The organism is Niallia sp. FSL W8-0954, assembly GCF_038005605.1.
GTDB classification, from domain to species: domain Bacteria; phylum Bacillota; class Bacilli; order Bacillales; family Cytobacillaceae; genus Niallia; species Niallia circulans_A.
Genome location: NZ_JBBOTN010000002.1, coordinates 53,288 through 80,131, shown reverse-complemented (window position 1 = coordinate 80,131; position 26,844 = coordinate 53,288). Strand labels below are relative to the sequence as shown.

The 26,844-nt window shown below is 32.4% G+C and carries 9 protein-coding genes; all 9 read right to left on the bottom strand.

What is annotated here, in order from left to right; translation table 11 throughout:
- Window positions 1–11: 11 nt before the first annotated feature.
- Window positions 12–1,331 carry a hypothetical protein gene (locus tag NX902_RS24945; protein WP_341123790.1) on the bottom strand — a complete coding sequence of 440 codons (1,320 nt, stop codon included), beginning with the start codon at window positions 1,329–1,331 and terminating at the stop codon, window positions 12–14.
- A gap of 30 nt (window positions 1,332–1,361) precedes the next feature.
- Window positions 1,362–6,089 carry a type I polyketide synthase gene (locus NX902_RS24940; RefSeq protein WP_341123791.1) on the bottom strand — a complete coding sequence of 1,576 codons (4,728 nt, stop codon included), beginning with the start codon at window positions 6,087–6,089 and terminating at the stop codon, window positions 1,362–1,364.
- A gap of 14 nt (window positions 6,090–6,103) precedes the next feature.
- Complete coding sequence (gene fabD, locus NX902_RS24935; RefSeq protein ID WP_341123792.1) at window positions 6,104–7,357, bottom strand: ACP S-malonyltransferase; 1,254 nt, start codon at window positions 7,355–7,357, stop codon at window positions 6,104–6,106.
- On the bottom strand, window positions 7,350–14,327 hold the full coding sequence (locus NX902_RS24930) for an amino acid adenylation domain-containing protein (protein ID WP_341123793.1): 6,978 nt from the start codon (window positions 14,325–14,327) through the stop codon (window positions 7,350–7,352). Before NX902_RS24930 ends, fabD begins: the two co-directional genes overlap by 8 nt.
- Before the next feature lie 14 nt (window positions 14,328–14,341).
- A complete protein-coding gene (locus tag NX902_RS24925) occupies window positions 14,342–17,467 on the bottom strand; it encodes a type I polyketide synthase (protein ID WP_341123795.1) in 3,126 nt (1,041 codons plus the stop codon).
- Window positions 17,457–20,801 (bottom strand): non-ribosomal peptide synthetase, encoded by a 3,345-nt coding sequence (locus NX902_RS24920; protein ID WP_341123796.1) that lies wholly within the window; start codon window positions 20,799–20,801, stop codon window positions 17,457–17,459. The genes NX902_RS24925 and NX902_RS24920 overlap by 11 nt, the downstream gene beginning before the upstream one ends.
- Window positions 20,802–20,824: 23 nt before the next feature.
- Window positions 20,825–21,529 carry a thioesterase II family protein gene (locus NX902_RS24915; protein ID WP_341123797.1) on the bottom strand — a complete coding sequence of 235 codons (705 nt, stop codon included), beginning with the start codon at window positions 21,527–21,529 and terminating at the stop codon, window positions 20,825–20,827.
- A 20-nt stretch (window positions 21,530–21,549) separates the two neighbouring features.
- The gene (locus NX902_RS24910; RefSeq protein ID WP_341123798.1) at window positions 21,550–26,058 is read right to left on the bottom strand and encodes an amino acid adenylation domain-containing protein; all 4,509 of its coding nucleotides are present in this window, start codon (window positions 26,056–26,058) and stop codon (window positions 21,550–21,552) included.
- Window positions 26,059–26,342: 284 nt separating this feature from the next.
- Window positions 26,343–26,843: an antiterminator LoaP gene (gene loaP / locus NX902_RS24905; protein WP_341123799.1), complete on the bottom strand. Its 501-nt coding sequence runs from the start codon at window positions 26,841–26,843 to the stop codon at window positions 26,343–26,345.
- Window position 26,844 lies beyond the last annotated feature (1 nt).

The window sequence follows — 26,844 nt, the reverse complement described above, 5'->3', positions numbered from 1 at the left end:
GAGTTTCCTCCTTAAGCACCGAGGTTTGAAAGCTCATTTTCACGGAATGAATTTACTCTTTCTTCCCAATCCTCATCCCAAAATTCTTTTGCCAACTCTTCTGCTAATATAACTAATGTATCTTTAAGACTTCCAGCTTTCTTCTGTTTTTCTAAGAATTGTTCATAGATAGCATAAGCTGGATCATTGATCATTTCATGGTATAGTACTTTGATTTTTTCAAAATCTTGATTGATATTATAGAATTCTTTAAGTGTTTTTCCCGCAATATCAATACATTTTTCTAATTCAGTTCCTTTATAAAGAAGTTCCGTTGTTCTTAAATATGGTGGTAAATTTGCTGGGCTAGTAGTTAGTTTCGGGATAATGTCTGGTCTTTCACTTCCAACAGCATAAAGAGCATTAACTACAGTAAATATCCAAGGCATACCTGTCTGATCTCCATTTACTAGTCCAAACTCATTTAATCGCTCATTATTTACCATTTTAGTGTGCAGATATCCTTGTAAAGTTCTTTCCTTTCTTCCTAAAGGAGAACATAAAATGTGGTCGATACCTAGGTCTGCTAGCATAATAGCTGAATCTTTGAATAGTTGAATTGACTGCTCTTCTGTACAACCTGGAACACCAATAAGCAAGTTACCACTAGATTCACATTCGGCCTTACGAATGGTTGCGATAGCTTTTTCGATTTGTGCAGCACTTAAATTCTTATTTACCCAGTGATTCCTTACCCATTCATCACCTACTTCTACCCCAAATTCTATCATTACCTTTTTCCCTAAATTCTTTTTCCAAGACATGATTTTGTTATAATTCATACTTGATGCTCTTGTTTCAAAAATAGTTTTAAATGGACGGACTTTTCTGTTAAACATTTGTCCTTTATCAATAACATCTTCATATACTTTTTCCGGGATTTCTTGAGGATTTAAGCAGTCATATGCCGTAATAAGCTCTACCGCACTAGGTCTATGAATTTTATCTCTTGCATTCTCAATACTAAAACTTACAACTTTAGCGTATAATTCAGGGCTCATTCTCTTAAGAGCATTCAACATTGCAACCCCTTTTGTTTCAGTAGAATTATAATCGCAAAAACTGCATCCTGACATTTTTCCATTTCTCACATTATGAGGACAACCGCTAGTTACGAGTGCAATCATATTTAGCTCCCTACTCTGGAAGACAACGGTATCAACTTTTTTTACTTCTTCAATGATAATTTCCGCTAACTTTTCCGGTTCATATTTTAAAGCATTATTAAATTCGATTTCATAAACATCAGAAACTGGTTCCCAAATTTTCGTTACCACATCATCAATAAACATTACAACATCTCCCCTTAATTCTTTTTGAATTTAAATTAATTCCATTGCTTCACTTACAGATAGTGACTGATCTCTTAGTTGCTTTAGTACATCGTCTATTAACTCATCAGACCCATGGCTTACTCTATCTTTATTAGAAACAGTTTTTTCAGCTAGGTCTTGTTGAATCTGATTTTCAATATGTTTTGATATTTCTAGAATCGATGGAAATGCAAAAATGCTCCCTATATCAATTTTTCCTGGATACTCTTTATCTATTTCTTTATATATTCTCGTGGCAGTAATAGAATCCCCACCTAAAGAACCAAAACTATCATAAATTGAAACCTCTTCTATACCTAAAATATCACGCCAAATATTTGAAATCGTATTCATGACATCTTCATTTCTTGACGAATTTTTCTTTTTGAAAGATGTAGAACCATTTTCCTCTTTAGGATTAATAGTTTTAACAGTAGATACACTCTTTTGAATTCTAGAAATTATTTCGTTATCAAACAATATATCTACCTCTTTAAGTTTAGTAGCTAATAACTTTTCATTAAGCCTACCAACAACAACAGAACCCGCTTCATGCCCAAAGATATTTTCAAATGCTTCAATTCCCTCTGAAACATCCAGCATTTTGAATACTCCATTGTCCTGAACATTATTCTCAGCTGCCATACCTATATCCTTCCATGGTGCCCAATTTATTGTTAAGGTTTTGCGCCCATGAGAGTTCCTATAATCTGAGAAAACATCTAAGTAAGCATTTGCAGCAGCATAATCAGATTGGCCAGCTGAACCATATAAACTTGAAATTGAAGAAAAGGAAATAAAAAAATCCATTTCCTCATTGACTGTGTACTTATCAAGGAGCCAAGCACCATAAATCTTTGAACTCAACACTTGGTCAGTTTCCTCATCTGTTCGGTTGATAATAAATCCCTTTGAGGCTATTCCAGAAGCATGAATAATTCCATTGATTTTTTTATACTTCCCTTTAATATGTTGTACAACGCGTTTTACTTGTTCTTCATTGCTGATGTCGGCAGGAAGATATTCAACTGTAGAACCCAAAGCATTAATATGTTTTTTGGTATCTTGTATTCTCTGGGTATAACTAATATTTCCTTCTTTTTCAGTGGTTCTACCTACAAGAACCAGATGGATTTTTTCCTTTCTTGCAAGGAATTTTGCAACCTCATTCCCTAGAGCCCCTGTACCTCCAGAAATTAAATAAACCCCTTCTTGACGCAGAGGGAGGTTCTTCTTGATAGTACTATTTATTTGGCTGAGAACTGATATTTCCTTTTGATAACGCACTTGATTTCTGATTGCTGTAATATATTGCTGTGATTCAAAATAAATTTCCTTCTCGATTATTTCTAGCAAAGTATTATCGTCGATATCGATGGATCGACAAGACAAGTTAGGGTATTCATCAGGAATTGACTGCCCCCATGTTAAATATGCAGCATTTAATGGATGAATCAATGCTTCATTTCCTGTAACCTGAAATCCGTTCTTGCTCAAAAGTATAATCTCTATACCCCTGTTCTTCTGGCTATCAATCATACTTCTTAGCATATTTTTTAGGTTGTATACACTATTCTGAATTATATTATCTATATCTCTCCTCTCTTTAATCTGTTCTTTATGTAATAGTGTTGTCATATGAAGAATCTTGTATATATCGACATCACCTAACATACTAAAAAGTTTGTCATAATCCTCTTTTGTTCCTGAACAAATATATTGATTTGGACTAATTCTTTTAAATTCACTTCCAATGATGACATCTATTATATTCGAGCTAACTGAAAAATGATTTAATAAATCGTTACAACTATTTTCAAATCGGATACATAACATCTTTCCATTTCTTTCAGATAATTTATTGTTAGGAAGATCTGGAAGCTGAACCCAATTTATTTGATAGAACTTTGTTGAAGATATCTCATCACTACTTTGATGAAAATCAATTGAATTTACTCTTTTTACTGTAAAGTCCTGGGCAACAAATAGTATATTACCCTCGGAATCGTATATCGTTACATCAAAAGACATAGTTTCAGCATCCGAATGACTAACTTTCTTTTTACGTACATGACTGATAATTTTTCCTGGTAGAGCTGAATGCACCCTTATTGAATTATAAGATAAGGGTAGGTATAAGCCGTTTCCTGATACTTGACTAGCAACATTTACAGCTACATCAAGTAAAGATGGATGTAAACGAAAATTTTCTAAATCAGATGAAAAACAATCCGGTAGACTAAATTCAGCTAAAACCTCTTCCTTTCCAACATATAACCGATCTAATAGTGTAGTCCATCGTGGACCGAAATCAAAAAAGCTTTCCTCACTATTGTTGTTATTCTCATTTATGGGTTGCATTTGAGTATATAAATCATCTAAGGTCATTGATTTCACGAGTGGAAGTTGAATTGAATAGACATTAGCCTCACAATATTTAACCCATTGATGGGATTCTGATTGTTTTGATGCAATAATGATATCTAGTTTATCTTTTCGTTCTTTTACTATCATTTGAACTTCAATTTCTGTATTTGGTTCTACTATTAATGGGTTAAGAAAGAAGACATCCCTAATTTCATATGAATATTCAGTAGGGTAGTACCTAGAGCAAATTGTTTCTATCATCTCTAAATAAGCAGTTCCAGGCAACAGACTTTTCCCTAAAATTTTATGCTCTCTAAGTACCCAATGTTCATTCATTGAGAACTTACTCACATAAATGTCTTGTTCTAATGATACTATTGCGCATTCATCAATAAAGGGATGTCCGAAATCCTTAGCTGATTTTTCCTTCTTTATACTAATCGCCGATTTAGTACTAGGAATGTTTGGCCAACATCTTATATTGTCAAAGATATATCCAGGCATACTTAATTTGTAATAAGTATCCGAAAATAAGCTGTAAAAAGAATGCCATGATATATCAGCACCTTGAATATATTGGTTACAAATCTTCCGAAAATCGATAGGGGTAAGATTATTTGACAATCCTTTAATAAAATTATTTAAAGCGCTTGTAAGATAAACTTTATCAGAACCGTACATCTCTCCATTTTCAAGTTGGTTTTTAATATTGGGCACAACAAAATGAGATCCGTAAAATATATCTTGATCCTCAAAAGTATTCAATCCATGATATTCAAGATGTTTCAACTTGATTAAGAGCTCATCCATATTCCTTACTAAAATAACTAGACGATATATACTATGTGTTCTACCAGTATTAACCGTATAACAAACATTCTTTATATCTTCTTGGATATTGTTTTCTATAAATTTCCTTTGAATAGTCACCATTTTCTCAAGAACATGTTTCTTCTTAGCCGAAAGACTAAATAGGTGAATTTTTTCTTCCTTTACTGTTTTCGAATGATCATTTACCTGGTAAGCTGGAGCTTCTTCTAAAACAACATGACAATTGGTCCCACTTAAACCAAAAGAACTTACTCCACACCTTCTTGGGTGATTATTTACTGTCTCCCATTCTTGAACTTTATCAGAAACGTAAACTGGTGAACTAATAAAGTCAATGTTTCTATTAGGATAAGAAAAGTTAAGTGTAGGTGGAATTTTACGATTTTTTAACATTAATATTACTTTAAGTAATCCTAATATTCCTGCAGCGTGATCTAAATGACCATAAACCGATTTGATAGAACCCAGACCACAAAATTGTTGCTTATTTGTATATTTTCTAAATGCACGCGAAATAGCATCTACTTCAACAGGGTCGCCAAGCTTTGTTCCAGTTCCATGCGCTTCCATATAAGAAACGGTTTCCGGTTCAATACCTGCATTATCCCAAGCTTGTGTAATACAATTCTCTTGAGCCAGTACATTAGGTGCGGTGATTCCAATCGAGCGTCCATCTTGGTTCACTGCAGACCCTTTTATCACCGCATAAATATGATCATGATCATTAAGAGCACGTTGTAAAGGTTTTAACAACAAGGCTACAGTTCCTTCGCCAAATACAGTTCCATCAGAATTATCATCAAAAGTTCTTGTTTTTCCACTGCTAGATTCAATCCCAAGTTTGTCATCAGACTCAAAAGGAAGAAATGATATTTTAATCCCACCTGCAATAGCCATATCACATTCATTACTTCTAATAGCCTGACATGCCATATGTACAGCAACAAGTGAAGAAGAGCAAGCAGTATCAACCAATAAAGAGGGACCCTTTAAGTCCAAGGTGTAAGCAAGTCTACTAGCAATAATTGATTGAATATTTCCAGCTTCAGATAAGATTACGGATTCTGGTTGGACATCTGAAATAAACGTTTGATATTCACCATTACCTGAATATCCAACATAAACACCTGTTAGACTTCCGGATAATTTTCCCCCGCCATATCCAGCATCTTCAATAGCTTTACAAGCTACTTCAAGAAAAATCCGCTGATTAGGGTCCATTAGAGAAGCTTCCTTTGCCGTAATATTAAAGAATTCATGATCAAAATAATCTATATGTGGAAGGTAACTTCCATCACAATACGAGTTATGTGGGTAATTATTTTTATACTTCATATAAGCTGAAACATCTGGTATTCGGGATTTAGGAAAAGTGCTAATTGCATCTGTTCCACTACATAATAAATCCCAAAATGAATCAGGACTGTCTGCTTGTGGCAGTTTTGCCGAAACACCAATAACAGCTATTTCATGTAATGATTCTTCTTCTTGTAAAAAATCACCACTTTTATATTTTTTATTGTAATTCAATTTCAACATATTTTAACCTCGCTTCAATGCATCAAATTAAATGGAAGATTAATCTCCTTAAGCAAGTCCTTAGTACCAGTTTCATAGAGTAAGGACTTTATTCGAATATTACATTCTTGCATATCAGCTTTTTTAGTCTGGATAACTGTTAGCAACATTTCAATTGTTTCCTTTAGTTGTTCCATTGTTGGTGTTTCCTGTTTCTTTTCTAATAACAAGTACATTTCTTTAATGCGTTGATAGGGTTCTATGACACCAAGTTTATATTGTTCCACATCGTCGTTGTTATTTTTAATACAAACAGCAGTAGCTAACGCTCTTCCTATGAATGCCAATCTGTCCTCTTCAGGAGTCAATAAGTTTATTAATATCTCTGCATCTTTTTCAGTGTCATATGAATATACCTCTAGACCATTAAATTCCTTAGATAAATTATTAAGTACTGTGCCTGGACCTAATTCAATGGCATGAGTAATATTTTTCTTCAATAGATAGTTCATATTCTCGATCCATTGAACTGGTGCAGTCATTTGTAAAACAAGATTATCAATAATATTGTTAACTCCATGGTGAGGTTCCCCAGTAACGTTTGAAAGTACTGGCCATTTCATTCTTGAAAATCGGTATTTTTCAAGAGTTTTTCTTAATTCAGTGGCTGCTTCATTCATTAAAGAACTGTGAAATGCACCACTTACATTTAATGGTATAACAGTTCCACCCATCTTTTTAAGTCGCGTACTGGCCATTTCTACCGCCTTCTTTTCTCCCGAAATAGAACATTGTGTCAGGGAATTATATGCTCCTATCCCTACTATATGGCCTAATGACAGTAGTTCTAGACAAACACTGGTTACTTCATTAGAATCAATGCCAATAACTGCAGCCATTGTACCTTTCATTTGAGAAGTATCTTTCATTAATTGTCCACGTTTTTGTACAATTTTGAGAGCATCAGAAAATGAAAATACCTCACTACAACAAAGGGCCGAATATTCACCTAAACTGTGTCCAGCTAAAAGACTCGGATTTATCTCATACCTTTCATTTAAGAGTCTAAATTGAGCAACTGAAAGTGTAAGAATTGCAGGTTGTGCAATTTCTGTACTAGTCAAAGTTCCATTATTATCCTCAAAACAGATTTTTGAAAGTTCAATACCTACTGTTTCTTCAGCTTCTTCAAATGTTTCTCTTACAATAGAGCTAGATTTATATATATCTTGTCCCATACCAACGTACTGAGAACCTTGACCTGGAAATAACAATGCGGTTCTATTCATGAATTACTTCTCCTCCATTCGGGCCTATAGATTCTATAATGCTTTCGAGTACATTAGAAAATATATCAAGCATTTCTAAAACCCCTTCCTTACGAATATACTTACCTTCGTATTCACATATAATAAATATTTTCTCGTTATTTCGAGAATAGTAGAAAGGTAATCTTGAAATGTGTCGAATTCCATCTAATGTTGCTTTATGTTCAAAACTAGAAAAAACCGGTAAAAATTCATTTTGTTTTAATCTTATCTTTTGAGAGGTAAGGTATTCATAAATATTTGTATGAAAAGATTGATTATAAAGATTACTAACAATTTTAATAAATGTCTTTATTCCATTTATTTTATGGCTATTTAAATCTACAGATATTAGTCGAAGTTGTTGATCTAAAGTAACCCAAGTGTATATACTTGGCACTCTATCTTGGCTAAATTCACTAAGAGTATAGATATAAGCCGCTAATAATAGTTCATCCAAAGCACAACCCTGAATATGGGATAAGGTATCTAATTCTTTGACTATTAAGGAATCCAACTTTAGAGTACACTTTCCATTAGGACGATTGGCTAGGACGGAATAGGCATAATTATTTGGTATTTTACTTACTTCAATATGCTTTGTTAATTCCGGAGTACTTGATAATTTTTCGGATATTATACGAATAGTTGGATATCCGAATAGTTCAGTGATGGTAATTCTATTTGGATACTCTATGTTAATTCGATCATGCATTTGCATAAGCAGTATCGAGCTCCCCCCAATGTCAAAGAAATTATCATCAATATCAATGGCATCTGTTTGGAGAATATCACTCCATATTTTAAGAAGAGATATTTGAACTACATTCTCTGGATGAAATTTTAATTTAGAAAAATCTCCACCCTTTAAATTATCGTTTCTTTCAGAAAGAACTTTTCTATTAATTTTATTATTAGGAGTTAAGGGTAATGAATCTAAGCGAATCAAATACTGTGGAATCATGTATGCTGGTAATTTAGTGGTTAGAAACTGACGCATTAGTTTTGTGTCAATCTCTTCATCAGATACATAATAACCAAATAATATATCTTCAGTTCCTTTTTTCTTTTTTAATACTACCGCTTGGTTAACTCCTTCTAAAAGACCTAAAGTATTCTCGATCTCCACTGGTTCAATTCGATAACCTCTTATCTTCATTTGGTCATCTGTTCTTCCAATTAACTCGATTTCTCCATTTTTTAATTTTATTGCCTTATCTCCTGTTCGATAAATTCGCTCAGTTGGATTAAAAGGATCATTGATAAATTTTGCAAGAGTTAAATTCTCATTATTTTTATACCCTCGTGCAATACTTGGCCCACCAATATAGAGTTCACCAGGAACACCCTGAGGCAATAATTGTTGATATTCATCTAATACGTAACATCTATAACCTGGTAATGGTTGACCAATAGTGATTTTGTCTTCATTCTTTAACTCTTTGATTGTCGTCCAAACTGTAGTCTCTGTTGGTCCGTACGCATTTAAAAGTGTTCCTTTGTATTTCTCTCTCAGTTTTGGTAGCATTTGATTCGGAAATGTCTCTCCCCCAACAATTAACAGGTCCAAATTGTTAAAAATATCATTACAACCTGAGTGAGATAACATTAGCTGAATTCTAGAAGGGGTTGTTTGAATTACATTTACTTTATTATCAATTATTAACTCAGTTAACTTTTGCATATCTCTCTGCTGTTCTTCATCACTAATTACCACACTCGCTCCCAAAGTTAATGGAAACAACATTTCTGTTATGAAAATATCAAATGACACTGTAGTTAATGCTAAAAACCTTGCTGTGCTGTCTAAATTTAATCTACTACTGATGCTTGATATATAGTGATTCAAAGCTTTATGTTCAATCATCACACCTTTTGGTTCCCCTGTTGATCCCGATGTATACATAACATATGCTAAGTTATTTGATTCCAATTTTATTGGATTTACAGGGATAGACTGATTGACATTTTTATTATCACTATTGATATAGATAGTCTTCCCATTAAAATCCAAACTGGTTCTGTATTTATCTTCAGAGATTATTACTGATGTATTACTATCACGTAGAACATACGATACCCTCTCGGCAGGATATGTTGGATCTATTGTAAGAAATGCTGCTCCCGATTTAAGGATTGCTAGTATTGCTACAACAGTAGTATATGAACGGTCAAGCATTACACCAACAATTTGTTCGGGGCCAACACCAGACTCTAAAAGAGTTCTAACTAATTCGTTTATATCTCTATATAAATCGATATACGTATACTCTCTCTCATTGAAAACAATAGCGGCTTTACTTGGCATAGTACGAACACATTCATCAAAGCTTTCTAGGATAGTATGATATTCAATTTTAGATGAAGACAAATGACTTGTACTAGTAATATCAGAAACTTCATCTTCTCTTACTAAAGGAATTCTTAATATTTCCTTATCAATATAGTCCCCAATTACATTTATCATTAATTGAAATTGTTCACTAATGCGTTCTATGGATTCTGGTTTAAATAAATTTTTATCGTACTCTATGTGACAGGTTAGATTTTCTTTTTCCTCCCAAATATTTAAAGTTAAGTCATATTTAGCACCAAGTGATGTTGGTCTTACATAACTTACATTTAAATCTGGAAATGATATATGTTCGTCAGATTTATAGTTATGCCAAATAAACATTACATCAATCAGAGGATTCCTACTCAAATCTCTCTTTAAAGGAATCTTGTTTACAAGTTCTTCGAAAGGATAATCCTGATATTCAAGAGCATCAAAAACAGTCTTTCTTACTTCATAGAGATATGATCTGAAAGTTTTTTCTAATTTTGGGTAAATCCGCAAGCCGACATTATTAATAAATACACCTATCATATCAGTAATATCAGGATGCCTTCTTCCAGACACAGCTGTACCTATAACTATATCTTCTTGACCCGAATTTCTTGCTAACAGAACTCCAAATATCGATAAAACAAGAGAATACAGGGTAACACCCAATTCTGATGCCAATTTTCTTAAGAAAGCTAATTTTTCTAAATCAATCACAAATTCCTGTTCTTCGCCCTCATATTTTTTTATTGGTGGTCGTAAATAATCAGTAGGCAACTGAAGAATAGGACCACCGTCACTAAATTTGTTTAACCAATATTGTTCACCATTTAACATTTCATCAGTTTGTAGTAAGTTTCCTTGCCATACTGCATAATCTTTATACTGTAATGTTTTAGGGGATAGCTCTTCACCATTATATAAACTTAAAAGTTCAGTACGTAATAAATCTATAGAAATCCCGTCCACAATAATATGGTGCATATCAATTAGTAAAGAATGAAAATTTTCCCCATGGTTTACTAATAGAAATCTAAACAACGGAATTTTTGTTAAGTCGAATTCCTTTACAAACTTACGCATTCTAGCTTCTAAAAATTCTATTCCCTCATAGATTGTTACCAGTTCAAACTCAATATCATCATGAACTTTCTGTTCTACAGTAGAAGCTGTTAGTTGGAATGATGTTCTAAGAATCTCATGACGAGAAATCAAAATATCAATTGAGTTTCTTAGCCTCTCCACATCTAGTTTTCCCTCAAATTGAATAATATTTGGAAGGTTATAATGAATTCCATTTTCCATTAATCTGTTCATAAAGAATAGCCTTGATTGTGATGAGCTTGCTCTGTAATTTGATAGATTTGATTGCTTGTCTATTTTCGGTAATTTCATCTGAATATCATGGTTATTGATAATTGTAGCTAGTTTTTGAATTGTTACCCCTTCTAATATTTCCCTTAGAGGAATTTGGACTCCAAATGATTGATATATGCTAACTGAAAGCAGGGAAGCCTTAATTGAATTACCTCCATATTCAAAGAAACTAATATTAGTTCCAATTGAGTCCTGTTTTAATACCTCTTTCCATATTTTTAAAAGTTTATCTTCTATTTTATTTTTTGGAAGATCTTCATTGACCCTAGTGTATGAATAATCCATCGATACAAGTTTCTTTTTATCAATTTTACCGTTTGGTAGTAATGGCAACCTTTCCAAACGTAAATACAAATGAGGTATCATATACTGTGGAAGATGTTTTCTAAGATATTTTTTTAATTCCTCTTTATCAATAGCTCCCACAAAGTATACGCAAAGAGTATTTATTCGATTATTCATTAATACTACTGCTTCAATGATCTCACTGTGATTCAATAAAACAGATTCAATTTCAGTTAATTCAATACGAATTCCATTAAGTTTAATTTGGGAATCTTTACGTCCTATATATTCTATATTCCCATCTTCCAAAAACTTTGCTAAATCACCCGATTTAAATAAAACTTTTCCTTTGTCTGATTTAAATGGATTCATAACAAATTTTTCTTGTGTTAAATCCTCTTTGTTATAACCTATTGCAACCCCTTCTCCGCCGATATATATTTCTCCAACCACACCAATTGGAACTTGTTTCATTTCAGAATCTAAAATATATATCTCTGTATTTCCTATTGGCTTACCAATAGGAACCTTTTGATTTGTTTGAACTAAATCAGAGGTATCAAAATAAGTTGCATCTGCCATGACTTCTGAGGAACCATATAAATTAATTAGCTTAGTACATTGATTTGAAAGCTGCCTAAATTTATTTACTAGTGTAATATTTAGCTCTTCTCCACTCACAACCCAAAATTTTAGGAAAGGCAAATCCCTAGAAATATAAATATTATTTTCTACTATCATCTTAAGAACCGAAGGAACAAGGACAATTCTTGTTATTTTGTTCTGTTGAAGCACAAATATAAATTGATTGATATCTCTTACTGTTTCATCAGAAATAATTACACTGGGTATCCCATTTAATAGTGGACCAAACATCTCCCAAATCGAATCAATAAAATTGGAAGATGTCTTATGACAACATATTTCCGTTTCCTCAAACGGATACTTATTGACCATCCATTTTATTCGGTTAATTACATTTCGATGAGTACCTATAACTCCTTTAGGACGTCCAGTAGACCCAGATGTGTACATCATATACGCTGGAGTATGAGAATTTATAATTGTACCTAGACGTTCACTACACTCTTGCATCAAGCTATATTGATGTTCATCCACACAAATCACAGTTTGATTCGTAGATATAGGCAATAAGGAAGTGTATTTTGCCTTGGTTAAAATAGTCTTAATACCTGAATCTTCAATCATGTACTTTAGACGGTCTTTTGGATAATTAATGTCCAATGGTACGAACATTGCTCCAAGTTTTAGGATAGACAGTACAGAAATCATTGATTCCAACGATCTCTCTAAACAAATTCCCACTTTACTTCCCTTCATTACACCATGTTTCTTAAGATATCTTGCCCATTTGTTTGAATTAATTTCTAATTCGCTGTATGTGATAGAGCGATTGCCTTGAATAAATGCCACAGAATCAGGATGATCAGATACCTGAACTGAAAAAAGATCATGAATGGTACTTTCCAACTCATAATCTTCTCTCGTCTGATTCCACATGCTCAATAATTTACAATCTCCCACTGGTAAAGGTAACTCTGAAAGCTTAATAGATGGATTACTCACAATGATATCTACCAATGTTAAAAAATGATCAGCCAAGCGTTTAATAGTTTTTGATTTAAAAAGATCTGTTCTGTATTCAAATCGAAGCTCAATTGTGTTTTCATTTTCAATACACTCTAATGAAAGTTCCGCCATTGAGGTAGAACTCTCTATAGGTACATTATTAATCTGAATGTTATCCAAATTCATATTTGTAGTTTTAATATTCTGATAAATAAACATAACTTGAGATAAAGGGATTTTCCCATGTGGTCTATTTGGAAATAATTCTTCAACTAACATATCAAAAGGAATATTCGCATTACTATAAGCATTTATACTCGTTTTGGAAATACGCTCCAATACATTACTGAATTCTGGATTTCCATTTAAGTTTGTATCGAATACCACAGTGTTTGTAAAAAAGCCAATGATAGATTCAAAGTCATAATTAGTTCTTCCCGAAAAAGGTACTCCTACTACTAACCGAGACTGGGTAGTAAATTGATATAAAAGTACATTGAAAACAGCAAGAGTTGTCATGAATGTTGTTGTACCATTTTTCTGACTTAACATTCTAAGTTTATTTAATCTATCAGAATCAATAGTTGCTGAATGTACACTTCCAGAATTAGAAATCTTAACTGGATGGGAGAAATCTGTAGGTAAATCTAGGAAACCTGTCGAGTCCATTAATTGACTTTTCCAATAGTTCATTTGATGATTAAATTCTTCACTTTTCATCCACTGTCTCTGATATTCTGCAAAATCTTTATATTGCATCTTTAAAGGAGGTAGTTTTACTTGGATAAACCCTACAGCTTCCTTATAAAATGACAAAAGTTCATTAACAAAAATTTGAATGGACCATCCATCAGAAATAATATGATGCATCATTAATGAAAATATGAATCTCTCTTTCTCAAGTTCAAATACCGTTACTCTAAGTAAAGGACCAACTTCTAAATCAAATGGTATGTTTTGTATATTTTTAATCTTGTTAATTGCTTCATTTTTTCTTTCATTAAAATCTATCTTGTTTAAATCCTCATAAGAAAGATCAATAATTAATGAAGATTCAATTATTTGTTGAGGTTTACCTTCTCTTTCAATAAATCGACTTCTTAATATCTCATGTCTAGAAACTACTCTATTAATTGCATGTTCTAATGCTGATATATTTATTGGACCAAGTAGCTCAACGGCGTAAGTCATATTATAGGAACTATCAGCAGGATAATTTTGTTGATGTAAATAGATTCTCTGTTGATTTAATGACAAAAGAGAGGTAGTATCCTGATTTGGTATATTTTTTTGTAATTGATTTTCCCATTTTTCTTTAAGACGTATAATTTGTTCTGGAGATAATTGAGAAATTCTATCAGAAATAGTCTTCATGCAATCACTTCCTCTTATTTCTCAGTATTGAACTGAATAAATATTTTGGCCGCTTCCTCTTCAGTCAGTCCTTCTAATTCCTCGAGAATAGAATCGATTGTATCCTCTTCTTTTGTTAGAGAGTCTATAAAATTGCTAATATTATTTATATTTGGTTCCTCGAAAAAGTTTTGATAAGGAAGGCTGACACCAAATTGTTTTTGAATTCTTGATATTAATTGGGTAGCTTGTAATGAGTTGCCTCCTAACTCAAAAAAGTTATCAAAAATCCCTATTGGTTCAACTCCTAATAAATCAGTAAATATATTCGCAATTTTCTGATGAGATTCATTTTCAGCTTTAACAAATTCATTTGAAAGTCGTGGCCTTTGTTCATAAGTATTTAACCTAAGCGTTACTCTCTCTGAAGTATCAATTGTTTCGGGTATTTCTATATTGTTATTGTTCTCAATAATGTGTTTATGCTCATATTTAGCCTTTATCCAATAACTTTTTCGTTCAAACGGATAGGTAGGTAAAGAAATTCTTGATGCTTCATCTTTTTGATAAAAAGCTGAATCTCCAAATTTAAATCCATTACCCCATAGTTTTCCTGCAGTATTTAAAAAGAACTCATAATCATTAACTTTATCCAATGTTGACCTAATAGATGATAAAACCTGCTCTTTATCTTCAATGGACAATTGTTCTTGAACCAAAGAACATAGTGTGTCCCCTGGCCCCACTTCCAAGAAAATCATTTCAGATTTTTTTAATAATCCTCTTATACCTGCGTCAAAATTCACAGGCTGTCTCATATGCTTTACCCAATACTCTGGATCAGTGATTTCTTCTTTTCCGATAATACGTCCTGTTACGTTAGAAATAATAGTAAATTCTGGAGAGTTAAATGAAATCATATTCACAAGTTTCCTAAATTCATCTAGTATCGGTTCTGTCATAATAGAATGAAATGCATGTGACGTTCGTAACCTTTTGTAGAATACTCCATTTGTTTCTAATTTATTTTGAAGTTGATCTATTTCGTCGATTTGCCCAGAAATAACACAGAGGTTTGGACTATTTATCGCAGCTACTGATAATTTATCACCCGCAATTTCATAAGCTTCAGCTTCAGATAAATTTACTGCTAACATTGCCCCAGGTTCCATATTTTGCATTAATCGCCCTCTACCAGCAACTAACTTTAATGCATCTTCTAGCGGGAAAACCCCTGCAATACAAGCTGCGACTATTTCACCAATACTATGTCCAATTAAATAATTTGGTTTTATCCCCATTTCAATCCAAAGTGAGGCTATCGCATAGCTAATGGTAAAGATTGCAGGCTGCGTATATATTGTCTGATTTATGAGGTTTTCAATATCTGTCTTTACTTCAGTGGTTTCAGGATATATAATCTTTTCTATCTTATAACCAATCAATGGTTCTAAGATAGTTGAACATTCTTCTACTGTCTTACGAAATACTTCATTTTGGTTGTACAAGTCCTTAGCCATATCTACATACTGGGAGCCTTGCCCACTAAACATAAAGGTAATAGGCTTGATACTAGAAGTTCCGCCAACAATACTCATATCATATTTTCGTTCATTTAATATACGAATAGCTTCTTTCGCATTATTACAAACTATATGACTTCTAAATTCCATTTCTTTTCTACCAATTTGGAGTGTATGAGCAACATTATCCATATTGACATGTGGGTTATCAAATAAAAATTCTGCTAAATTATCTGCAATGGAATGTAGTGCTGTTTCAGTTCGAGCGGAGATCAGTAATAATTTCGAATTACTAGTTTCCTTTATAGCTGGTCTAGCTGGTGCTTCTTCTATAACAACATGGGCATTAGTTCCCCCCATTCCAAGAGAGCTCACTCCAGCACGTCTAGGATATTCTTCAGCATTCCAATCAGTTAATTTTGTATTTACATAAAAAGGGCTATTCTCTATATCAATATGAGGATTTGGTGATTGAAAATGTAAGCTTGCTGGAATCTTTTTGTTCTTTAATGATAGAGCTGTTTTTATTACGCCTGCTACTCCAGCTGCTGTATCAAGATGTCCGATGTTGGTTTTTACTGAACCAATAGCACAAAATTGATTTTTATTTGCGCCCATCATCCGATATGCTTGAGTTAATGCCCCTAACTCTACTGGGTCTCCCATTGGTGTTCCTGTACCATGTGCCTCAATATATCCAATACTCTCCGGTTCAAATTCAGAATAAGCAAGAGCTTCTGAAACCACCTCTGCTTGTCCTTCAACACTCGGAGCTGAATAACTAACTTTTTTAGAACCATCATTGTTTACAGCATATCCCTTAATAACAGCATAAATTTGATCTTTATCTTCTAAAGCATCCTCTAGTCTTTTAAGGACAATAGAACCTACTCCACTCCCAGTAACAAATCCGCTAGAGTTTGCATCAAATGCTCGACAGTGTCCATCTCGAGAAAGTATTCCACCCTCTTGATACAAGTACCCTGTTTTTTGGCGTGCTCCAACAGCAACGCCGCCAGCCAATGCCATATCACACTGAAAGTTTTGTAAACTTTGACATGCCATTGCTATAGCAACAAGAGAAGTCGAGGAAGAAGTTTGTATGGTTATACCTGGTCCTCTTAAATTCATACGATAAGATACATTTGTTGTTAAGCTATCCTTATCATTACCTATAGCCATCTGTAACGAATCAACACCAAGGGCACCACTAAATTGTGGGTAAACATTTTCAATTAAGTAGCTATTCATACTCTCACCTGCAAAAATACCGACTCGATGTGGATATCTTTCTGTGTTATAACCTGCATCTTCCATGGCTTCCCAGCAACTTTCTAAAAACAATCTATGTTGAGGATCAGTAACTTCCGCTTCTCTAGGAGTCATATTAAAAAATGATGCATCAAATAAATTTATATCTTCTAAAACTCCTCTAGCACGAACATAATATGGGTCTTTTAATAGATGAGAAGGTATTCCTGCTTGAAGAAGCTCCTCCTCTTCAAAAAATGTAATACTTTCCTTGTTCTGAATTAGATTTTCCCAAAACTCCCTTATGTTTTTGGCACCAGGAAATTTCCCTGCCATTCCTATAATTGCAATTCCATCGATATTCTCCTCTTGAGGCTTATTCGTCATTTTTTAAATCCCTCCCTCTGAGCTTTATATTGTCTATAAATTCATGTCTTTTCTTGATCATTGCTTTTTGTTTAGCTACCCTCTCCAGTATGGAATTGGTTTCACTGAATTGATCCTTGTGTTCATTATCCAAAAAGTTGGACAATGAAGCAATCGTAGGATACTTAAATAAATCAACAATTTTTATTTCAGAATAGATTTCATTTTTAATCCTCAACATTAGACTTATTAGCATCAATGAGTGTCCTCCAATGTCAAAGAAGTTTTGATTGATTCCGACTTTTTCTATTGATAATGCCTCTTTCCATATTTCAGCAATCTTTTGTTCTATTAATGTACCAGCTTCCTCCAAAATTTCATTGCTAGAATTAAAATAAGATTGACTATTCATGAGTTTCTGAATGTCAACCTTACCATTAACTCCTATTGGAAATTCCTCAAGATAAAGGTACCTTGTTGGAACCATATATTCTGGTAATCTGTCTCTTAGCCAATTTCTTAGACCATTTAATTCTATATCTTGTCCGCTCTTTGTTTGAATAAATGCAGAGATTACTTTTTCATGTTTATCTTCTTCCTTAATTATTACGAGTGCTTTCTGAATATCAGAATGGCGTTGAAGACAGGCTTCAATTTCATTTGGCTCTACTCTATAACCTCGAATCTTCACTTGATAGTCTTCTCTACCTATAAACAATATTTTTCCATCCGACATGCGGCGTCCAAGGTCACCTGTTCTAAAGATTTTTTCTCCTACTATAAATGGATGTTCAATAAAACGTTTATCGTTCAATTCATTATCATTTATATAACCCATTGAAATTCCACTACCAGAAATATAAATCTCGCCAATACAACCAAACGGCATTATATTTCTATTTCTATCAAGAATATAAACCTGTGTATTTTGAATAGGTATTCCAATTGGTAATGGTCCATCTATTTTTGAATCTTCCTTACTAATAATGTAATAAGTTGAGCAAATTGTTGTTTCTGTTAGACCATATCCATTTACAATGGTTTTTTCATTAATTAGGTTATAAATATCACTAAAATACAAAGGTTCACCGCCGCTCAATATTAAACGTAACAAAGGAATTTGATGTTGATGTTGATTTAAATACCTAATAAAAGATGGAACAGTACTGATAATTGTAATATCATTCTCGCTGATTCTGTTATATAGATTTTCCACGTCCAATATCCCATCATGTTCAAATAAGGCAATACTACCACCTACACACAACATGGGAAATATCTCTCCAACAAAGCTCGCTGAAGCAACAGATGATAAGGGCAAAATCCTATCCTTTGGGGTCACATTATATGAGTTAATAAATGATTCTGTGACATTTATTAACCCCCTATGACTCAGTTTTACTCCTTTCGGCTTACCAGTTGAGCCAGATGTGTAAATAACACATGCATCATTCTGAAAAGTATTTAACTCTAAGTTCTCCAGTGATTCATTATATATCTCATTTGCGTTAGGACTTGTCAGTATAAAATTTACTCCAAGAGTTTCTAAAACTGAAGAATATTCTGATGTAGTAATGACCAAACAATCTTCATGATTCTCTAAAATTATCGATATTCGGTCCATTGGTGCATTAACATCAATAGGAATATATTTATATCCGGCCTTTAAAACTGCTAAAACCGCAATAACAGTATCTAATCTATGACCGAGCATTATTCCAATTTCGTTACCAGTATTTTTTTCATTTCTTCTTATGTAGTGCGCTAGTTGATTCGCTTTATTGTTTAATACTTCATAGGTAAAAGACTCTTCCCCGTTAGTAATGGCAACATGGTTCGGAAAATTAATAACCTGTTTTTCAAAAATTTTATGGATTCCTTCTATGTTATTGTTTTGTTCATAATGTGTTAATTCCAATTTTTCATTATATTGAAGTTCAGCCTGGGTCAAAAAAGATAATTCCACAACTGGTTTATCAGGAAAAACACAAATTTGATTAAGTAAATTAATTAGATGTTGTTGTAAACGTTGGATACTGTTTTCTTGAAACAAATTACTATTATATTCAAAAACACCTAAGAAACAGTCTTGTTCTAGTTTAAAAGCTAAAGAAAGGTCGAATAAGGAAGTACCATAATCAGTATCAATTTTGTATATTTTTAAATTATGCATATTAAATGAGTGAACAGCAGACTCTTGCATCATGAACATAATTTGAAAAAGAGGTGACCTCTTATTATCACGTTTAGGTGCAATTTTCTCAATTAATTTGTCAAATGGTAGACTTCCATTTTCGAACGCTTCAAGAGTTGTTTCTTTTGTTTGATTTACTAACTGCTTAAATGTCATATTTTCAATTAATCGAGTTCTAATTACAGTAGTATTTACAAACATACCTACCAAATTTTCAAGATTAGCATGTTCACGCCCAGCAATTGGCGTTCCAATTAAAATATCATCTTGACCTGTATACCGCATAATAAGTACATTAAATGCAGCTAGAAAAAACATATATTGGGTCACATTATTTTGTTTACAATATTTACGAATGTTATAAGTAAGTTCATTTGAAAGTTGAAAACGATATAATCCACCGTTATATTCCTGTATTTCCGGCCTAGGAAAATCAGTTGGTAATTCGGATACATGTGGAGCATTCCTAAGTTTGTTAGTCCAATATGAAATTTGTGAATCCCAATTTAATTTATGCTGCCACTCTGCATAATCAGCATACTGGATTTTATTCTCCGGAAGGTAAGATAACTTCTGATTAATATAACCATCATAAAGTACAGCTACTTCCTTCAACATGATATCTAACGACCAACTATCAGAAATTATATGGTGAATAGTAATAAACATTATATTGTTAGTTGGACTTATTTTTAGAATCTTAACTCGCATTAATGGTTCTGATGATAAATTAAAGGGTTTTGTTGTTTCCTGCCTAGAATATTTTTTAATTTCATGTTGAACGCTGTTCGAATCAAATTCAGTAATATCAATTACCTCTGGTTCTATTATTATATCTGGATCCATTATTTGCATCGGCTGACCATCAATATTTTTAAAAGTCGTTCGTAGCATATCGTGACGTTTAACTAGTTCTTTAATACTAAAACAAAGAGCATCATAATTTAGATGGCCTTTGATTCTAACTCCAGTATGAATTAGATACGCTGTATTCCCTGGATTTAACTGTTCAAATAGCCATATTCTTTGTTGAGCAAAAGAGAGTCTAGCCATACCATTTTGTTCTCGTATTGGAATATAGCTTTGTTTAGAAGTTAATATTCCTTTATCCTTCAAAATCTCGGTGAATTGCTTGACTTGTTGATCAGATAATCTGGTCATCTAGCATTCCCAACCTTTCATTTTCATAAGAGCGTTCTATTTATAATTTGCATAATTTCTATTGGGTATTTATTAATAAAAAAATGACCATCACTAAAAGAATGAAAACTACATTCTTTATTAGAATAATCTTTCCATTCTTGTACATTCTCTACCTTAGTTTCTACATCATCTTGTGAATATAAGATTGAAATATCACAATTAATTTTTTTTGCTTTTGGTATAAAAAGATATGAGTCAATTACACTAAAATCTGCTCTAATTATCGGTAGAAAAAATTCTAGTAACTCCTTTGATTCAAAAAATTGTTGCGTGGTCCCCCCAAGTGTAGCAATTTTATTGCATAATTGTTCATTGGAAAGAGTATGAATAAGTTCATTTTTTAGCAAATGCGGAGCCTCCATAGCCGAGAAAAACATATGTTTAGGTAAAGGGAGTTTCTTTTTTTCTATTTGATAATACAATTCATAACCAAGAAGACTCCCCATGCTGTATCCAAAAATTGCGTACCTAGAATCTCCATCACTAGAAATTTTTTCTGATATACTATGGGTTATATCTTGGAGCATTTCGTCAAAATTAACCAGTAGGAGTTCATTGATTCTCTTACCCCGCCCTGGAAGCTCAATTGGAATTATTTCAATGTCCTTATTAAGATAACGAGCCCATTTCATATAAAGAGTTGAAGAACCACCAGCATATGGAAGTACATACAAATTTGTTTTCATCTAATATTCCTCACTTACGTCTATTCGAAGATTTTATTAAAATCTTCTTCAGATAATTGGACTCCATCAAAATCAGAGAGTGTAAAATCTAAAGACTCACGATTACAGCAATGTTGGATGATTTTACGGAGATGATTCATATAAGCTTGTAAGAAAGATTGCATAGTATCTTCAGTAAAGGAAGAGAGACTATAATTCACTGAAATGGATAATCTATTCTTCAACACGATACATTGTATATCAATTTCCGTTGATAAATGATTTGCTATATTTTTTGTATTCTTTGTGATACCTGATATATCAAGTACCTTCCAAAATTCTTCATTACCTTCATTAATAAATTCTCCTAAATAATTGAATCGAATTAGTGGATGATTCATATTATTCTTTTTTTGAATATATTTTAGAATTCCAAAACCAACTCCATGGTTTGGTACTTCTCTTAATCTTTCTTTAATTGATTTTATTTGTAAGGAAAGATCCTCATTTGTTTGTTCCCAAGCAAAAGGATATAAACTTGTAAACCATCCAACAGTCCTATTTAGATTTATACCTTGAAACAATTCTTCTCTTCCATGGCCTTCTATCTCAACAACAGCTTTTTTGGTATTACAAAAATCAAATAGCGTTAAAAAAAGTGCACATAATAGTAAATCATTGGTTTCAGTTCGATATGCTTGATTAGCTGAGTACAATAAATCATTGGTTTCATCAAGCTCAAGTAAATTTTGTACTACGCATATATTTTGATTTCCAAAAGAATCAGTATATTTATACGGTAATGTCATATAAATTTTTTCGCTCTGTTGTTTCCAATAACTTTCCTCTTCTGCACAATTATAATGATTTATTTTAAGAGCCCAATCTTTATAACTAGAAGACTTATTAGAAAAAGTTAAGTTTTTATTTCCCCTTAATTGGGAGATTATAGTTTGCATATCTTTTAATATAATTCTCCAAGATATACCATCGATAACTAGATGATGAGCAGTTAGTAATAATTTTTTCCCCATCGAGCCTAATTCAAAAAGACAAGCCCTAGCCAATGGACCCTTCTCTAAGTCAGTTGATCGCTTTATTTCCTGGATAGTCTTCTGAATATTTTCTTCTTGGGTTTCGGATGGAAGACAACTAAAGTCTTTTTTCAAGAAAAGCTTATGATGGTCCAGTTCTTTCTGATACATTAACTGACCAGTATCATAGTTTACAACCATTCTTAATGAATCATGAATATTTATTATTTCACTCCACATTAATTTTAGGTCACTTTCTCCTATATCATCATTTACTTGCAAAAGAATGCTTTGGTGATACATCTCTGGAAATTCAAATTTTTGTTCGAAGAACCACGAAACAATAGGAGTTAAAGGAACATTACCCTGAGTTGACTCTATAGTTCTTTCGATATTTTGCTGTGAATACATATAGATTGCAATATCCTTAATAACAGGATTAGTCATAATATCTTTTACAAGAATCTGATATCCTTTCTCATTTAAAGCAGATGCTATTTGTATAGCCTTAATCGAATCCCCACCAAGATGATAAAAATTACTTTCCTTATACACATTTTTCACTTGAAGAATCTTCGATACTACACTAACTAGTACAGCTACTCTCTCTTCATATGAGGTTTTATTTATTTTGCTTATATGAGTTTCTAATGTGAGTAAACGATGTTTGTCAATTTTATTACTCTTATTTAAAGGCATTCTATCAAGAAAGTTAATACTTTCTGGTATCATGTAATAAGGGATTTGCTTTGATAGTTCTTCCATTAGTTCCCTTTCAGTTCTATGAAAAGCACACACGACAAAGGAGCAAAGATATGCATTAGCGGAATTATCCATCCTCTGCAATGTGACTGATTCCAGCACGCCTTCGCACGATAGTAAAATACTGTCTATTTCACCTAATTCAATTCTATAACCTTTATGTTTTATAAAGTCTTCATTCCTACCCAAATACACTAAATCGCCATTGTACAGCATCCTTGCCCTATCACCAGTTTTGTACATTTTCTTACCAGGTATGAATGGGTTATCAATAAACTTTTCTTCATTTAGCTTTGGATTATTCAAATAACCTCTTGCTAATCCTTCTCCAGAAATATATATTTCACCTTCTACTTGTTTTGGAACTGGCTTTTTATAGGAATCTAGTAAATAAATTTGAACATTATCAGCTGGTCTTCCAATTGGTACACTTTTCAAATGGTTATTTTTATGATTATATTTTGCTATCATACATCCGACAGTTGCCTCTGTTGGCCCATATTCGTTTAAAATCTCAATTGGTCGCTTCCATTTTTCATATAGAAGGCGAACTGAATTCGATTTTAATTCTTCTCCTCCGACTATCATTCTTTTAATAGATGTATTGTTAGTTAATTCATCGAATTTCTGCATTAACGATAATTGAGCAGGGGTAAGTTTTAGAACCGTTACTCTATTCTCATTTAATATTCTGCGAAGCACATGATCTTTTCCATCATTATTATAAATTGCAATACTTCCACCACTTATTAAGGGTGTAAAAATAGAAGTCACAGTTAAATCAAATGCAAAGGAAGTAAATAATGCAAAAATCTCATTGATATCACTTACATACATTTTTTTTGCCCACCATATATAATTTACAAGTGATTGATGTTCAATTAGTGTCCCTTTTGGACGTCCAGTTGAACCAGATGTATAAATTACGTAGGCTAAATCATTGGGTTTAGACTTAGACTCAGGATTGCGATTTTTCCCAGAAAAAAATTTTCCGTCATTTAATTTCATAAATTCCACATCGTAAACTTCGACCTGTTGCTCAACTTCTACATTATCGCTTAAAACTAATTTAGTACCTGAATCCTCAAGGATAAACTTTATACGAGAAATAGGATATGTTGGATCAATTGGTAAGTATGCTCCACCAGATTTAAGAATAGCTAGAATTCCGATTACTGAATATTGATTATGTTCTGCTAAGATTCCCACAATACTACCTTGACCTATCCCTCGTGAAATTAGATAGTTTGCAAGTTGGTTTGCTTTCTCATTAAGTTCCTCATATGTAATGGTTAGATTATTAAAATTTATTGCAATCTTGTATGGGTTTAGTAATACTTGTTCTTCAAATAACTGATGCATTGATTTATTTTTAGGATAAAAAGACTCAGTAGAATTAAAGTCCACAAGTAATTCTCTTATTTCGTTATCACTCAGAATACTAAGTTCCACAACTTTCTTTGTTGGAGTTTTTAATACTTGATTAACTAAAAAAAGTAGTTTTTCATATAAATAAACTACTTCTTCTTCGGAAAAATTTCCAACATTAAAATCAAAATCTAACTCTATACTCCCTGAATTTGACCATTCCCTCACAATAAGTTGCATTGAATAATTTTGATGTCCGTTATAAAATTCTTCATTATAAACCTTTACTCCATCCATTACTTGCCTTAAATAAGTGTTGTAACAATTAATACTTAAATCAAATATTTGATCCGATATTTTGGAGTTAGATTGTAACTCTCTGATAATAAGATTAAATGGATATTTTTGATGAATATAATCGCGTCTTAATTCAAGATGTACTGTTTTCAGGACTTCTAATATAGAATCATCTGATGAAATATTAATCCAAAAAGGAATAGTAGAAGCATACATACCAAAAGTATTTTTTTGAATACCATTTGTACGGTTCGAAACGGGTATACGAAGATAAACATCCGATTTCCGACTAATTTTGTGTATTAATATGGAATACAATGATACAAAAAATGTTTGTAATGAGTAAGGTGTATTTTTAATGAAATTTTTTATTTGTAAAGAGGTTTCTTTTTCAATATTAAAAACTAGACGTTTGCCCTTTGTACTATTAGTTTGTTTGTTTATTAATGTATTAACCGAATCAGTCGGGAGTGATTCGAATTTTTTATTCCAATATGATTTATCTTTAATAAATCGTTGAGAATTCAAATAGTTTTGTTCTTGTTCAATATAATTTATATAAGTTGTTAACTTTTGATTTTTATTGTTGAGGTTTTGACCAATTAGTAGTTGGTAGTTATCAATTATTTGGTCAGTCATTAGTTGCATAGACCAACCATCAGCGATAATATGATGAAATTTTGCTAAATAACCATACTTATTTTCTGAGAGTTTAAATAGTGCAAAATAAAAAAGCCAACTGTTAGTAAAAACAAATGGCTTTTCAGCTTCATGTTGTATCCAATCAGAAAAGTTATCCTGTTTATTTCCCCTTTCAGAAAAATCAATAATTTCAAAAGGACTTCTTTGATATTCTTTGACCTTTTGAAAAAAATTACTTTCAATTTCAGTAATTTGTATTCGGACAGCTTCATTATCCTCTATAAACATTTGAATTGCTTGTTCCAAAATTGCTAATTGGATTGATCCTTCAAACGTCACATGACCTCCAATATTGCACAAAGAGGAATGAGAATGTTCTAATTCAATATTGAGGATTCTTTTTTGGGAATACGTTAAGGGATAAAACTGTGTATTATTTGTGGCCAACTCATTAACCCTCCTTTATATTCTCATATTAAAATGATGTATTACTGACAATAATCGAATTAAGGCATGCTTCGCCGGTCATGAACTGTGTCCATAACTAATTATTTTGTATAAACACCACAATTCTTATAATGTGCCTAAGCTTCATTAAAAGAATAATAGGATATTATATAACTATATTACCATGTTAACCAAATATTTCAATAATTCCCACTAAAATACTTTATTTTTTTCTGCAAAATCCCTCATATAATGTGCCTTAATTCTACAAAGCAGAGAGGGATTTATACCCTCTCCAAAAATTCTATACCTACATCAAATAAAGTTTCTCTTCCAGCAAAATTAACGAAGACTTTTGCTCTCCGAGTGTGTTTATTAATCTTTTGGATAATACCTTCAAGTCCAAATAAAGGGCCCGAAATCACCTTAATATTTGTGTTCACATCAATTTTTGACAATTCTATAATATCTTGACCATTAAGTAGTTTTAATAGAATAGAAATTTCTTTGGGCTCTAGAGGAACGCAAGTTCCTTTATTCTCAAGTATACGAAATATATATGGTAAAGAATTAACATTGGCATGAATAGAGTTATTTATTTTAGTCCGAATTAATACATATCCAGGAAATAAAGTTTTTACTACATTAATAAACCTTCCATTTCTTTTTTCTGGAATTATACGTTTTGGAATAATGGCGACGAAACTTTCACCAAAATGTAACTTCAATAATTTTTGCACAGTTTCTTCTTTTCCTGATTCAACAAAAATCGCATACCATTCCACC

What these genes read in the sequence shown, in the direction of transcription:
- fabD (WP_341123792.1), bottom strand. Translation starts at nt 7,357, where the DNA reads ATGAATAGAACCGCATTGTTATTTCCAGGTCAAGGTTCTCAGTACGTT.
- NX902_RS24920 (WP_341123796.1), bottom strand. Translation starts at nt 20,801, where the DNA reads ATGACCAGATTATCTGATCAACAAGTCAAGCAATTCACCGAGATTTTG.
- NX902_RS24945 (WP_341123790.1), bottom strand. Translation starts at nt 1,331, where the DNA reads ATGTTTATTGATGATGTGGTAACGAAAATTTGGGAACCAGTTTCTGAT.
- NX902_RS24940 (WP_341123791.1), bottom strand. Translation starts at nt 6,089, where the DNA reads ATGTTGAAATTGAATTACAATAAAAAATATAAAAGTGGTGATTTTTTA.
- NX902_RS24930 (WP_341123793.1), bottom strand. Translation starts at nt 14,327, where the DNA reads ATGAAGACTATTTCTGATAGAATTTCTCAATTATCTCCAGAACAAATT.
- NX902_RS24925 (WP_341123795.1), bottom strand. Translation starts at nt 17,467, where the DNA reads ATGACGAATAAGCCTCAAGAGGAGAATATCGATGGAATTGCAATTATA.
- NX902_RS24915 (WP_341123797.1), bottom strand. Translation starts at nt 21,529, where the DNA reads ATGAAAACAAATTTGTATGTACTTCCATATGCTGGTGGTTCTTCAACT.